This is a genomic window from Caulobacter sp. DWR1-3-2b1 (assembly GCF_049895765.1).
Lineage (GTDB): Bacteria > Pseudomonadota > Alphaproteobacteria > Caulobacterales > Caulobacteraceae > Caulobacter.
Genome location: NZ_JAFCSZ010000023.1, coordinates 38193 through 51799 on the forward strand (window position 1 = coordinate 38193; position 13607 = coordinate 51799).

The window sequence follows — 13607 nt, forward strand, 5'->3', positions numbered from 1 at the left end:
TTGCACGCGCGAGGCGATGCCGTCATCCTCCTTCAAAATCAGGGAGGGGCGCATGAACCCGGCGGCAGAATTCGATATCATTGTCTATGGCGCAAGCGGCTTCACCGGCCGGCTGGTGGCCGAGTATCTGGCGGCGCGCTATGGCGTCAGCCGCAACTTGCGCTGGGCGATGGCCGGGCGCAGCCTCGAAAAACTGGCCGCCGTACGCGACGAGATCGGCGCCCAGATCGATATGGACATGGCCAAGACGCCACTGGTCACCGCTGATGCGGACGACGCCGAATCTCTGAAGGCCATGGTCGGTCGAACCAAGGCGGTGCTGACCACGGTCGGCCCCTACCAGCTCTATGGCGGGGCGCTGGTGGCGGCCTGCGCCGAGGCGGGGACAGACTATCTAGACCTGTGCGGCGAGCCAGCCTGGATGCGCCACATGATCGACGCTCACGAGGCGACAGCCAAACGCACCGGCGCGCGGATCGTTTTCTCCTGCGGCTTCGACTCCATCCCGTTCGAGTTGGGCGTCTGGTTCCTGCAGGAGGCGTCCAAGGCCAGGCTGGGCGGACCCGTCCCCCGCGTGAAGGGCCGGGTGCGGGGCATGAAGGGCGGTTTCTCGGGCGGCACGGCCGCCAGCCTGAAGGCGACCATGGCCGCCGCCGCGCGCGATCCGTCGATCGTCGCGCTTCTGAAGAACCCGTTCTCGCTGGTTCCCGGCTTCCACGGACCCGACCAGCCGTCGGGGAACAAGCCGATGCTGGACGAGGATCTGGGCTCGTGGGTCGCGCCGTTCGTGATGGCGGCCATCAACACGCGCAACGTTCACCGCTCCAACGCCCTGCTGGGCCACGCCTATGGCATCGACTTCGTTTATGACGAGATGATGCTGACCGGTCCCGGCGAACAGGGCGAGCAGGTCGCCATGATGATCGCCGCCTCGGGCGGCGGTTTGGGCGGCGAAGGCGGTCCAAAGCCGGGCGAGGGACCCAGTAAGGAAGAGCGCGAGACCGGCTTCTACGATGTGCTGTTCCTGGGCGTCGCCGCCGATGGCCGTCAGATCCGCGCCTCGGTGAAGGGCGACAAGGACCCCGGCTATGGCTCGACATCCAAGATGATCTCGGAGGCGGCGATCTGTCTGGTGGAGGAGGCGACCGATATCCCCGGCGGGATCTGGACGCCGGGCGCGGCGATGCAGGGCCGGTTGATCGCGCGACTGGAAGCCAATGCGGGCCTGAAGTTCGCGGTTGAGTAGGCGTTGTGGTGCATCGGCGGCATCAGGAGGGACGATGAAAGCCTATCTCGTACTCGACTTCTCGGTTCACGACCTTCCAGGCTTCATGCCCTACGTGTCCGAAATCCCGGCGTTTATCGAGAAGCATGGCGGGCGGTACATGGTTCGAGGCGAGCCGCCGAGCGTGATGGAAGGCGAATGGGCTCCGGAGCGCATGGTCATCCTGGAATTTCCTTCGCGGCGGGACGCGGAAGCGTTTCTGGACGACCCTGATGCTCAGGCGCTTTTCGCGATCCGCCATCGGACGACCGCCAGCAAGCTGGTGCTCGTGGATGGCTGTGAGTGAGGTCGTCACGGGTCAGGAAACACCCCACCGAAGCCCTTGAGAAATTCTGGCTGCGCAAGCGTCCGAATTCACCTTAAGGTCACTTCAAACAAACGTTCGGGGAATGGCGGAATGGCTTTGCGTCGTTGGGTTGGAACCGCTCTGGCGGTCGGACTTCTGGCGCTCGGCGCGCCGCTGCAGGCAGCTCCGAGGAGCAGTCCTGCTGTCACCCTCGCGCCTGCGTCTCCCGAGAGCGTCGGCTTTTCCAGCGAGCGCCTGAAGCGTCTCGACGCCCACATGCAGGCCCTGGTCGATCAAGGCCATCTGCCGGGTGTCACCACCATGGTCGCCCGCCACGGCAAGATCGTCAGCTTCCAGGTTCATGGCAAGAAGGGTTTCGACGGCCCGCCCATGAGCCGGGATACGGTTTTCCGCATCTATTCCCAGACCAAGCCCGTCACGGGCGTGGCGATGATGATCCTGTTCGAGGAGGGCAAGTGGCGCCTCGACGATCCGGTCAGCAAATATATCCCCGAATTCGCCAAGCTGCGCGTCTACAGGGGCCAAAACACGGACGGAAGCTTCATCACCGAGGCCGCCAACCGCCCGCCAACCATGCGCGAGCTGATGAGCCATTCGGGCGGCTTCGCCTATGGCCTGATCGCCGACAATCCGGTCGACAAGGCCTATGTCGATACAGGCGTGCTGGGCTCGAAATCGGCCAAGGAGTTCATCGACAAGGTCGCGGCCCTGCCGCTAATCGATCAGCCGGGCGGCCAGTGGAAGTACAGCGCCTCGGTCGATATCCAGGGCCATGTCGTCGAGAAGCTGTCGGGCATGTCGCTAGCCGACTTCATGCGCACACGGATTTTCGAGCCGCTGAAGATGGTCGACACCGGCTTCTGGCTGCCGGCCAAGAAGAACGACCGCCTGGCCTCGCTCTATGTCTGGGGCCCAAAGGTCCAGAAGCTGGTTCCGGCCGAAGGCTTCATGGTGCTGGACATCACCAAGCCGCCTGTGGTCGCGTCGGGCGGCGGCGGGCTGGTCTCGACCAGCGACGACTATGCCCGGTTCTCGCAGATGATCCTCAACGGCGGCGAGCTGAACGGCGCGCGCATCCTGTCGCCCGCCTCGATCAAGCTGATGGGTTCCAACCACCTGAACGACGACATCATGACCGGCAAGGACGGCTCGTTCCGCAACGGCCGGGGCCAGGGCTTTGGCCTGGACTTCATGGTCATCACCGACCCGGTGAAGGCCGGCGTCCTGGCGGGCGAGGGCACGATGAGCTGGGGCGGCGCGGCCGGCACATGGTTCTGGATCGACCCGGAGAACGACGTCTTCTTCTTGGGCATGATCCACGTGCTCAACAAGGACGGCGATCCGGCTTTGAGAAACCTCGACGATATCAGCCAGCAGCTAGTCTATCAGGCGCTGGTCGATCCTTTGAAATAGCTGAAGTTAAACAACAAGAAACGTCCCAGGGAGAGCGCCATGAAGGCCGCCGTCTATTATCAAACCGGTTCGCCGGACGTGCTGCACTATGAAGACGTCGCCGATCCGGCCTGCCACGCTTCGGGCGTGGTGATCCGGGTCGAGGCGGTCAGCATCGAGGGCGGCGACACGCTCAATCGTGGCGGCGGCCAGATGGCGGGCAGCCCGCATATCGTCGGCTATCAGGCGGCCGGCGAGATCGTCGAGGTCGGGGCCGACGTCACCCATATAAAGGTCGGCCAGAAGGTTGTCACCGTGAACGCCTTCGGCTCGCACGCCGAACTGCGCTCGGTGCCCGCCCGCAACGCCTGGCCGATCCCGGAAGGCTTCGACCTCCAGAAGGCCGCCGCCATACCCGTGCCGTTCGGCACCGCGCACGAGTGCCTGTTCGGCCACGGCCTGCTGAAGGCTGGCGAGACCGTGCTGATCCAGGCCGGCGCCAGTGCCCTGGGCATCGCCGCCATCCAGCTGGCCAAGCGGGCAGGGGCCACCGTGCTGGCCACAGCCTCCAGCGACGAGCGGCTGGACCGCCTGAAGGTCTTCGGCCTGGACCACGGCATCAACTACAGCCGTGACGACACGGTCGAGCAGGTGATGAAGCTCACCGGCGGAAAGGGTGTCGATCTGGTGGTCGATCCTGTCGGCGGCGCGACCCTGCAGGCGAGTCTGGGATCGCTGGGCTATCGCGGCCGGGTCTCGCTGGTCGGCAATGCCGGGCGCGAGCCGATGAAGGTCGATGTTTCGTCCTTGATGGGCGGCAACCGGCGCCTGTCGGGCGTGTTCCTGGGCGCTGAGATCATGACCGACCGCGTCCACGACATGATTCAGACCCTGATCGAGGAAGCCGCGCGCGGCGAGCTGCAGGTGATCATCGACAAGACCTTCCCGCTGTCGGAAGCCGCCGCCGCCCACGCCTATATCGAGAGCCGCCAGGCCGTAGGCCGCGTGCTGCTGATCCCATGAGCAATCGCGTGCTAGCCCATACGGGCGCCAAATATCCTATCGTCCAGGCCCCGATGGGCTGGATCGCCCGCTATCCTCTGGCCTCAGCCGTGTCGCGGGCCGGGGGGCTCGGGATCATCGAGACCTCGTCGGGCGAGACCGAAAACTGCAAGGCCGAGATCCGCAAGATGGCCGACAGCGGCCTGCCGTTTGGCGTGAACCTGCCGATCCTATTTCTGCGCGACGACTCGATGCTGAAGTTCGTCTGCGAGAGCGGTGTGAAGTTCGTAACGACCTCGGCCGGCAGTCCGGCCAAGTTCATCGGTCCGTTGAAGGATGCCGGGATTGTCGTCTATCACGCGGTCCCCACGGTCGATGCGGCGGTAAAATGCGCCGAGGCCGGGATCGACGGCCTGGTGGTCGAGGGCGCGGAAGGCGGCGGGTTCAAGAACCCCGAAGAGGTCTCGACCTTGGTTCTGCTGCAGGCGATCCGTGCTCGGGTCGACGTGCCACTGATCGCGGCCGGCGGCATCTGCGATGGACGCGGTATGGCGGCGGCCTTCGCCCTGGGGGCCGAAGCGATCCAGATGGGCACGCGCTTCGTCAGCTCGGCAGAGAGCCCGGTGCATGAGAACTACAAGGCCGCCATTACCGGCTCCAAGGAGACCGGGACCTGGGTGCTGAACAAGAAGGCCAGTCCCTGCATCCGCGCTCTGAAATCCGAGCGCACCAAGGCCATCTATGACGAAGGCCTGATGCCGCCCGACGCCCTGAAGGGCATTCTGGGCGTCTATTTTGGCGGCGACATGGAAGCCGCGCCCGCTTTGGCCGGCCAGACCGTCGGGCTGATCGACGAGGTCAAGACGGCTCAGCAGATCATCGACGAGACCGTCGCCCAGTTTCACGACATCACCGGACGCCTTGGCGCCCTGGCCGCCGCGCGCGGCTTCTGAAGGACACGACCATGCAGAATCTCTTTTCGCTTGAAGGCCGCGTCGCGGTCGTGACCGGCGGCTCGCGCGGTATCGGCGCGGTGATCGCCAAGGGTTTCCTGACCTACGGCGCCAAGCGCGTCTACATCACCGCCCGCAAGGCCGGCGCCTGCGACGCAGCCGCCGAGGAACTGAGCCAATACGGCGAGTGCGTCTCGCTGCCGGGCGACATCTCGACCATGGAAGGCATCGAAGGGTTGGCGTCGCGGATCAAGGAACGCGAGGACAAGCTCGACATACTGGTCAACAACGCCGGCGCGGCCTGGGGCGCGGCCTTCGACGAGTTTCCCGAGAGCGGTTGGGACAAGACCGTAGACCTCAACATGAAGACCCCGTTCTTCCTGACCCAGGCCCTGATCGCTCCGCTGCGTGCAGCCGCTCAGGACAGGGTGGCGAAGGTGATCAACATCTGCTCGATCGACGGCCAGTCGGTGACCAAGGACGAGACCTATCCCTATGGCGCGTCCAAGGCTGGCCTGCTGCACATGACCAAGCGCATGGCGCTGCGGTTGGCGGTCGACAACATCGCGGTCTCGGCCATCGCGCCCGGCGCCTTCGCCTCGGACATGAACAAGGTCGCCCGCGATCACGCCGACGCGGTGGCCAAGTCCATCCCGGCCGGCCGCATCGGGTCGGAGGAAGACATGGCGGGAACGGCCATCTATCTGGCTTCGCGGGCCGGGGACTATGTGATGGGCGGCGCCGTAACCGTGGACGGCGGCGTCAGCTTCGCGCGCTAGACCCTACAGATCGTGCAGGATGGCGGGCTGGGCGTCGCTCATGTCCAGCTCGTCATCGCCGACCTCGCGGGGAGACGTCAGAGCCTTGGGTGACCGCGCGCCGCGCTCGCGGGCCGACATCAGGGCCCAGCCGCCGGGCTTGAGGATTTCCAGCGGCGAGAAGCGCGCCTTGTAGGCCATCTTCTCGCTGCCCGGGACCCAATAGCCCAGATAGACATAGGGCAGGCCGGTCTGCTGCGCCTGGACCATGTGATCCAGAATGATGAACGATCCCAGGCTGCGCTTGACCAGATCCGGATCGTAGAAGCTGTAGACCAGCGACAGGCCGTCCGCGAGCACATCGACCAGCACGCAGGCGATCAGGTCGCCGGGACCACGATCCTGCGACTTGCGGCGATACTCGATCAGATGGGTGCGGACCGCGGTGTCCTCGACCATGGCGACATAGTCGGGCCAAGTCATCTCGGCCATGCCGCCGTCTGCGTGGCGGTTCAGCAGATAGCGGCGCAGAAGCTCGAACTGCTCCAGCGTCGCCTCGGACTCGACCAGATGACGCTCCAAGTCGTCGTTGCGCGACAGCACCTTCCGCTCGGAGCGCGAGAAGATGTAGTCGGCGACCGGCGCGCGGGCCGACTGGCAGGCGCGGCAGGTTTCGCAGGCCGGGCGGTAGGCGATGTTCTGGGAGCGACGGAAACCGACTTGGGTCAGGCTGTCATTGACGGTGGGACCGTCGGACAGGGGGAGGTGAGCAAATACCTTCCGCTCCTCCCGGCCCGGCAGATAGGGGCAAGGGGTCGGCGCCGTGAGGAAGAACCGAAGCTGTCGCGTCGGAAAATGCTGCGTCACGGAAGCGCCCGTCCCCTTTCAGCGGCCCTGGGCCGTCACGTGATTAGGCGGCAAGCCGGCCGTTTTCGCAAGCTTCGCCGAAGCCCGGCGCGGCATACGGTCACAGGCCATCCGGCAAGACCGGTTTCTCACGCAACAACACGATAGAAATGCGCCGGTTCCCGGCCAGGGTCGGGTCGTCGGCATAGAGGGGTTCGGAACTGGCCTTGCCCGAAACCTGATAGATGCGATCGTCATTGACGCCGGCGTTGCGCAGCACAAGGCGCGAGGCGTCGGCGCGGCTGGCCGAGAGGGACCAGTCGCTATCGCTCTTGCGGCCCAAGGCGTTGGCGCTGGTGTGGCCGGAGACGGTGACCCGGTTGGGCAACTGGTTGATGACCTTGGCGACAGCGCGCAGCAGGATCCTGGCCCGGTCGTTGGGCTCGCGCGAGTTCTCCTGGAACATCGAGCGGCCTTCCTGGTCGATCAGCTGGATGCGCAGGCCCTCGGGGGTCTGGTCGATCATGATCTGTTTGGAGAGCTCGGCCAGTTCCGGCATTTCCTGCAGCGACTGGCGCAGGGACTGGGCCGCCGAGGCGAAGCCATCCTGTTCCTTCTTGGCCAAGGCGTCGCGCAGGGCCTCTTCGCTGGCCGAATCGAGGCTGGCGGTGGTCGAGCTCTGGCCTTCCTTGTCGGTCTGGTCCGGGGCTTCCGGCGCCATCTGCTGGATGACCGACAGCTTGCCGTCGGCCTTGGCGCCGTCGTCGCCCAGAGACGTGCCGCCCAGGATGCCACCGGAACCGCTGGTGGTCGACGAGATGCTGGCGGGCGCGAAATAGTCGGCAATGCCCTGCTTTTGCTCGGGACTTGTGGAGTTCAGCAGCCACATCAGCAGGAAGAAGGCCATCATCGCGGTCACGAAATCGGCGTAGGCGACTTTCCACGCGCCGCCATGGTGGCCGCCGCCGACCACCTTCTTGACCTTCTTGATGATGATCGGCTGTTCGCCGCTGACGGCCATCGTGCTTAAGCCTGCTTAACCCAGTTCGACAGAAGTTGCCCTGCGGACGTTAAGATGGGGTTGCGAAGCGGGCGTGGGCGGGCGAAATCGCTGATCGTTCAAGGAGTGATCGGCATGAAGACGGCGTTTATCGGCCTGGGCGTGATGGGCTACCCGATGGCGGGCCATTTGAAGGCTGCCGGTCACGAGGTTTCGGTTTTCAATCGCAGTCCGGGCAAGGCTCACTGCTGGGCGGCCGAGCATGGTGGCCAAGCCTTCGAGACCATCGAGGAGGCCGTCGCCGGCTGCGAACTGGTCGCCCTGTGCGTGGGCAACGACGACGACGTGCGCGGCGTTGTGGCGCGGGCGCTTCCGGCCATGGCTGCTGGCGCAGTGATCGTCGATCACACCACCACCTCGGCGACCGTGGCCCGCGAGATGGCGGAACTCGTGGCGCAAAGCGGCTGCTTCTTCATCGACGCCCCGGTGTCGGGCGGGCAGGCGGGGGCCTTCAACGGCCAGCTGACCATCATGGCCGGCGGCGACGCGGCGGCCTATGCGAAGATCGAGCCGGTCATCGACGCCTATGCCAAGGCCAGCCGCCGGATGGGCGGGGTGGGCGCGGGCCAGCTGACCAAGATGTGCAACCAGATCGCCATCGCCGGCGTGGTCCAGGGCGTCGCCGAAGCTCTGCACTTCGCCAAGCAGGCGGGCCTGCCGACCAACGACGTGCTGGCGGCGATCTCCAAGGGCTCGGCGCAGTCCTGGCAGATGGAAAATCGCTGGGCGACGATGTCGGCGGGCAAGTTCGACTTCGGCTTCGCGGTCGACTGGATGCGCAAGGACCTGGGCATTGCGCTTGAAGAAGCCGGCCGCAATGGTGCGAACCTCGAGGGCACGGCGATGATCGACCAGTTCTACGCCGAGGTTCAGGCTATGGGCGGCAATCGCTGGGATACCTCCAGCCTCGTGGCGCGGTTGGAGAAGTAGATCATGTCGATGTGCCGCCTGACCCTGGTTCTCGCGGCGCTCGCCGCTTTCGCCTCGCCCGCGATGGCCGCTCCGGCCGTCGCGCCCAAGGAGGGCGACTTCGTCGTGCGGGACTTCAAGTTCCGCTCGGGCGAGGTGCTTTCAGAGTTGCGCCTGCACTACACCACCTTCGGCGAGCCCAGGCGCGACGCCAGCGGCCGGGTGACCAATGCGGTGATGGTGCTGCATGGCACCGGCGGCACGGGAAAGCAGTTCCTCAGCCCGCAGTTCGCCGACGAATTGCTGGTCCCGGGCGGTCTGCTGGATCCGGCCAAATATTACGTGATCCTTCCGGACGGCATCGGCCACGGCAAGTCGTCCAAGCCCAGCGACGGCCTGCGGGCGCGCTTTCCGCAGTACGACTATGACGACATGGTCGCCGCCCAGCATCTGCTGCTGACCCAGGGGCTGAAGGTTGATCGTCTGCGCCTGCTGATGGGAACTTCGATGGGCTGCATGCACGGCTTTGTGTGGGGCGAGACCTACCCGGACTTCGCTGACGCCTTGGCCCCGTTTGCCTGCCTGCCCAACGAAATCGCCGGCCGCAACCGCATCTGGCGCAAGCTGCTGATTGATGCGGTCAAGCAGGATCCGGCGTGGAAAGGCGGAGACTATGTCGCGCAACCGAAGGAGGGCCTTCGCACGGCGCTGGGGCTCCTGCTGGTGGCCGGTCTCTCGCCGCTGCCGACACAGGTCGCGGCCCCGACTCGCGAGACCGCCGACAAGGCCGTGGACGACTATTTCGCCGCGCGGATGCCGGCGCTGGACGCCAACGACCTGATCTATCAGGTGGCCGCCTCACGCACCTACGATCCGTCGCCCAGGCTGGAGGCGATCACCGCGCCGGTGTTGTGGATCAACTCGGCCGACGACTTCATCAACCCGCCCGAGTTGGGTATCGCGGAGGTTCAGGCCAAGCGGTTGAAGAACGGGAGCTTCGTGCTGCTGCCGACCAGCGAGAAGACCAAGGGTCACGGCAGTCATACCTGGACGGTGCTGTGGAAGGACCGGCTGGCTGCGTTTCTGAAGGCGACCGAACGCCCCTAGATCGGAACCGCCTGACGCCCGGGCCGTTGCCTGCTCGCGACGTTGCGGTCAGGTGAAGCTTGGAACAGAACGCTAGCTATGGACGAGCCTTGGCGCGAGCATACGGCGGCGCGCTGCTGTTCTCGTTTCCGCTGCTGATGACCATGGAGATGTGGTCGCTGGGCGTCTCGGTCGAACCCGTGCGGCTGTTGATCTTCCTGATCGTGTCAGCCCCGATCCTGCTGGGCCTGTCGTACTTCGCGGGATTTGAACCTACATTTCAGCTGAAGGACGAGGTGTTGGACGCTCTGGCGGCGTTTGGCGTCGGCTGCGTGCTATCGGCGATCCTGCTTTGGCTGTTCGGCGTTCTGGAACAGCATCCGACGCCGCGCCACGCCGTCGGCAAGATCGCTCTGTGCGCCATTCCCGCGGCGCTTGGAGCCTTGCTGGCCAGCAAGCAGATGGGCGAACGCGATGAGGCGGCCATGCGCCGGGCGGAAGGCTGCGGCCCCTGGGGAGATATTTTCCTGATGGCCGTAGGGGCCACGGCCTTGGCCTTCAACGTCGCACCGACCGAGGAGATGATCCTGATCGCCTACCAGATGGACGCGGGCCAGGCGCTGATCCTGATGTCGGTGTCGATCGGCCTGCTGCACGCCTTCGTCTACAGCCTGGGATTTCCTGGCGAGGCTCGCCGGCGGGAGGCGGGAGGTTTCCTGAGGACCTTCGTCAGCTTCACCGCGCCGGGCTACGGCGTTGCGCTGCTCTGCAGCCTCTATCTGCTGTGGACGTTCGGACGCACCGACGGAGTCGCTCTGCACGAGATCGCGGCCATGACGATCGTCCTGGGCTTCCCAGCCTCGCTTGGCGCGGCGACTGCGAGATTGGTGATCTGAACATGGCTCAACCCCGCAAGACCAGACCCGCCGCTGGCAGGACCGGCAAGCCCCTGCAGCCGGCCGAGGCAACGCCGCCGCTCGAATGGGCGTCGGCCGCCGTGGGGCTGGCGCTGGCGCTGACCGCCTTTGGCTTCGTGGCGCACGACGCCGTGTTCGGCGAGGATACGCCACCTGTGATCGAGGTCCGGCTGCTGGGCGTGACCGCCACGCCGCACGGCTATGTCGCCGAGGTGAGAGCGATCAATCATGGCGGCACACCGGCCGCTCAAGTCCAGATCGAGGGTGTCCTCGAAGGCGCGAGCGAGCCGTCGCAGGCGACCTTCGACTATATCCCGGAAGAATCCTCAGCAACGGGCGGGCTGGTCTTCGACACCGATCCGCGTCAAGGCAAGCTGACGCTGCGGGCCAAGGGCTACGTCGACGCCTCGTGACGTGCTCGCAGAGACTCGATGACCACACCCATCAACGGAGCCAGGCGGATATCCCCCGGCGCGGCGATGTCGATCCCGACCATTTCCTCGATCTCGGCGCGAACAGCGATCTCGCCCTCTACCGTCGCCAGGTAGGTTGCCGCACGGACGACATGGCCGGGCTCGTTGGCCGCCGGGGCCTCAAACCGACCCAGCAGTTCGGCTTCGACTAGTCGGCATCCCAGTTCCTTGTCGAGTTCGCGGGATAGGGCTGTCAGGTCGTCCTCGCCCGGCTCACGCGTTCCGCCGGGCTTCATGAAGATCGCCGTCCCGCGCTTGCGAACCGCCAGCATCCGGCCGACGTCGTCGCGAATGACGGCGGTGACGATGTCGATGACGTTGCCGGTCACTAGCCCAGCTTCTGCGCCGCCCACGGCGCGAAATAGCTGATGATCCCGGCGGCGCCGGCGCGCTTGAAGGCGGTCAGGCTTTCGAGGATGGCGCGTTCCTCGTCGATCCAGCCGTTCATGCCGGCGGCCTTGATCATCGCGTATTCGCCCGACACCTGGAAGGCGTAGGTGGGCATGCGGAACTCCTCGACCAAGCGGCGCAGGATATCCAGATACGGCATGCCCGGCTTGACCATGACCATGTCGGCGCCTTCGGCGATGTCGAGGGCGACTTCGCGGATAGCTTCCTCGGTGTTGGCCGGGTCCATCTGGTAGGTCTTCTTGTCGCCCAATCCTTGACCATTGGGACCTGCAGACAGCTTGGCCGAGCCAATGGCGTCGCGGTACGGACCATAGAAGGCCGAGGCATATTTGGCGGCGTAGGACATGATCAGCGTGTCCTGGAAATTGGCGCCCTCGAGCGCTGCACGAAGCGCCCCGATGCGGCCGTCCATCATGTCAGACGGGGCCAGGATATCGGCCCCGGCCTGCGCTTGCATCAGGCCCTGTTCGATCAGGCGCTCGATGGTCGGGTCGTTGAGGATCTTGCCGCCTTGGACCACGCCGTCGTGGCCGTGGTCGGTGAACGGGTCGAGCGCCACGTCGCACATGATGCCGACCTCGGGGGCGGCGTCCTTCATGGCCTTGACGGCGCGGGGAATGACGCCGTCCGGATCGGCGGCGATCGAGCCGGTAGCGTCCTTTCGGGCGCCGTCGATGTGCGGGAAGATGGCGATGGCCGGAATGCCCAGGCCGCGAGCCCGCACGGCGGCCTTTGCGGCTTCCTTGACGCTCAGGCGCTCGACGCCGGGCATGGAGGCGACAGGGATCACGCCTTCGCCCTCATGCACCACCATCGACCAGATCAGGTCGGACGGGCGCACCTCGGTCTCGCGAACGAGGCGGCGGGTCCAGTCGGCCTGACGGAGGCGGCGCAGGCGGGTGGCGGGGTAGGGGGCGAGCGGAGGCGTGGTCATGGTCTACGGTTTCGCGCGTGAGCCGGCGCGAGGCAAGACGGCTTTACCCTTAAGGACGGGACCCTTAAGGCGCAGAGCGCGACGCCATGACGGCGGCCCCATCGACCCGGGTCCAGATCTGCGACTTGCAGAAGATGCTGGCCAGCACGCAGCCCTTGGCGCGCAGGCGATCTGGGTCCAGCACCTGGGCCGTGCCGGAGAAGGTCATGTTGAGGTCGGGGACGAAGACCTTGCCCCGCCAGGCGCCGTTCTTTTCAGGCACGAAGTCGCGAAGTAATTGAAGGCCGACGAGATTGGGCGAGCCGCCCTTGCGGGCGTCGGCCTGAGCGGTTGAATTGGCCCAGACGACATAGCCACAGGTCGCCGCACCACAGTCCTTGATCTCGAGATGGACACTGTTCTTGGGATTGCGCCACACGCCGAAGACGGGCGGCTTGCCGGGCATAGCGTCCGCCCTGGCCGACAGCGCAGGCGCGAAGGCCACGGTCGCCGCCAGGGCAAGGATCGGAAGTTTCACACTACGCATCTGGGATGTCTCGGCGAACGGCGGTTGACCATATGCACCGGGACGGCCGGTAAGTGAAGACTGCGACGCCCGAGGAGCGAGCGGAACTCAGCTGGCGGCGTTGTCGATCCGGGTCCAGATCTGCGACTTGCAGAGTACCTTGCCCAGCACGCAGCCCTTGGCGCGCATGGTGCGGGAGTCGATGAATTCTGCAGTGCCCGACAGCGTGACCTTCAGGGTCGGCACAAAGACCTTGCCGCGCATCGCGCCATTGCCGATGGGTTCGAAGTCGCGCAGCAGCTGTTGGCCGATCAAGGTGTCGTAGCCGCTCTTGCGAGCGTCGGCCTGGGCCTTGGCGCTGGCATAGACGACGACTCCGCAGGTGCTGTTCCCGCAGCTCTTGATCTCGACCCGGACGTTGTCCTTGGGGTTGCGCCACACGCCATGACCCTCGCCGCCGGCATGGGCGGGGGCGGCCGCAAGACCGACGAGCGCGGCGAGCGCGGCGAAGAAAAGCTTGAACTTACGCATGACGAACGATGAAGCCCTCCGAGGGGCGTGATCTGATGTCAAAGCGCATGCTTATCAAGGGGGTGTGGCATTGGGGACGTTACACAACGTGTAACAGTGGATTTCAGGTTACAGTGCCCTCCGGCCGATCACGGCGTGCCCGAAAGCTGGCTGTCGCGCAGCCGTTGACATTACGGTCGCCAAGCGGCAGGTCCGAAGGTAACGAAAGGCGAGGGCGGTTCTGCCCCGCAAGGGAGGA

The 13607-nt window shown here is 65.6% G+C and carries 16 protein-coding genes; 10 read left to right on the forward strand and 6 right to left on the reverse strand.

Features of this window, described 5'->3' with window-relative positions:
* Positions 1-52 precede the first annotated feature (52 nt).
* The 6 genes from ACP69S_RS17130 to ACP69S_RS17155 all read left to right on the forward strand — a co-directional run bounded on the left by ACP69S_RS17130 (position 53) and on the right by ACP69S_RS17155 (position 5718).
* Positions 53-1246 (forward strand): saccharopine dehydrogenase family protein, encoded by a 1194-nt coding sequence (locus ACP69S_RS17130; RefSeq protein WP_425999275.1) that lies wholly within the window; start codon positions 53-55, stop codon positions 1244-1246.
* Positions 1247-1280: 34 nt separating this feature from the next.
* Complete coding sequence (locus tag ACP69S_RS17135) at positions 1281-1571, forward strand: DUF1330 domain-containing protein (RefSeq protein WP_425999277.1); 291 nt, start codon at positions 1281-1283, stop codon at positions 1569-1571.
* Between the two features lie 111 nt (positions 1572-1682).
* Positions 1683-3005 carry a serine hydrolase domain-containing protein gene (locus tag ACP69S_RS17140; RefSeq protein WP_425999279.1) on the forward strand — a complete coding sequence of 441 codons (1323 nt, stop codon included), beginning with the start codon at positions 1683-1685 and terminating at the stop codon, positions 3003-3005.
* A gap of 39 nt (positions 3006-3044) precedes the next feature.
* On the forward strand, positions 3045-4007 hold the full coding sequence (locus ACP69S_RS17145) for a quinone oxidoreductase family protein (RefSeq protein ID WP_425999281.1): 963 nt from the start codon (positions 3045-3047) through the stop codon (positions 4005-4007).
* Positions 4004-4939 carry an NAD(P)H-dependent flavin oxidoreductase gene (locus tag ACP69S_RS17150; RefSeq protein WP_425999283.1) on the forward strand — a complete coding sequence of 312 codons (936 nt, stop codon included), beginning with the start codon at positions 4004-4006 and terminating at the stop codon, positions 4937-4939. The genes ACP69S_RS17145 and ACP69S_RS17150 overlap by 4 nt, the downstream gene beginning before the upstream one ends.
* Positions 4940-4950: 11 nt before the next feature.
* Complete coding sequence (locus ACP69S_RS17155; protein WP_425999285.1) at positions 4951-5718, forward strand: SDR family NAD(P)-dependent oxidoreductase; 768 nt, start codon at positions 4951-4953, stop codon at positions 5716-5718.
* Between the two features lie 3 nt (positions 5719-5721).
* Here ACP69S_RS17155 and ACP69S_RS17160 read toward each other — a convergent pair whose 3' ends face one another.
* Entirely contained in the window at positions 5722-6564 is an 843-nt protein-coding gene (locus ACP69S_RS17160; RefSeq protein WP_425999286.1) for an arginyltransferase, read from the reverse strand.
* A gap of 100 nt (positions 6565-6664) precedes the next feature.
* Positions 6665-7564 carry a flagellar motor protein MotB gene (locus ACP69S_RS17165; protein ID WP_425999288.1) on the reverse strand — a complete coding sequence of 300 codons (900 nt, stop codon included), beginning with the start codon at positions 7562-7564 and terminating at the stop codon, positions 6665-6667.
* A gap of 54 nt (positions 7565-7618) precedes the next feature.
* Here ACP69S_RS17165 and ACP69S_RS17170 point away from each other — a divergent pair, with 54 nt between their 5' ends.
* The 4 genes from ACP69S_RS17170 to ACP69S_RS17185 all read left to right on the forward strand — a co-directional run bounded on the left by ACP69S_RS17170 (position 7619) and on the right by ACP69S_RS17185 (position 10928).
* Complete coding sequence (locus ACP69S_RS17170; RefSeq protein ID WP_425999290.1) at positions 7619-8533, forward strand: NAD(P)-dependent oxidoreductase; 915 nt, start codon at positions 7619-7621, stop codon at positions 8531-8533.
* Positions 8534-8536: 3 nt separating this feature from the next.
* Positions 8537-9619 (forward strand): alpha/beta fold hydrolase, encoded by a 1083-nt coding sequence (locus ACP69S_RS17175; RefSeq protein ID WP_425999292.1) that lies wholly within the window; start codon positions 8537-8539, stop codon positions 9617-9619.
* Positions 9620-9708: 89 nt separating this feature from the next.
* Positions 9709-10494, forward strand: coding sequence for a TIGR02587 family membrane protein (locus ACP69S_RS17180; RefSeq protein WP_425999293.1), 786 nt, complete (start codon positions 9709-9711; stop codon positions 10492-10494).
* Between the two features lie 2 nt (positions 10495-10496).
* Entirely contained in the window at positions 10497-10928 is a 432-nt protein-coding gene (locus ACP69S_RS17185) for a hypothetical protein (RefSeq protein WP_425999295.1), read from the forward strand.
* On the opposite strand, the gene ACP69S_RS17190 is transcribed toward ACP69S_RS17185, so the two are convergent.
* From ACP69S_RS17190 to ACP69S_RS17205, 4 genes are all read right to left on the reverse strand, one after another.
* The gene (locus tag ACP69S_RS17190) at positions 10910-11317 is read right to left on the reverse strand and encodes an NUDIX hydrolase (protein ID WP_425999297.1); all 408 of its coding nucleotides are present in this window, start codon (positions 11315-11317) and stop codon (positions 10910-10912) included. The genes ACP69S_RS17185 and ACP69S_RS17190 overlap by 19 nt on opposite strands.
* Positions 11317-12333 (reverse strand): porphobilinogen synthase, encoded by a 1017-nt coding sequence (gene hemB, locus ACP69S_RS17195; protein WP_425999299.1) that lies wholly within the window; start codon positions 12331-12333, stop codon positions 11317-11319. Before hemB ends, ACP69S_RS17190 begins: the two co-directional genes overlap by 1 nt.
* A gap of 64 nt (positions 12334-12397) precedes the next feature.
* Entirely contained in the window at positions 12398-12859 is a 462-nt protein-coding gene (locus tag ACP69S_RS17200; protein WP_425999301.1) for a DUF2147 domain-containing protein, read from the reverse strand.
* A gap of 87 nt (positions 12860-12946) precedes the next feature.
* Complete coding sequence (locus ACP69S_RS17205; RefSeq protein ID WP_425999303.1) at positions 12947-13369, reverse strand: DUF2147 domain-containing protein; 423 nt, start codon at positions 13367-13369, stop codon at positions 12947-12949.
* Between the last annotated feature and the right edge of the window lie 238 nt (positions 13370-13607).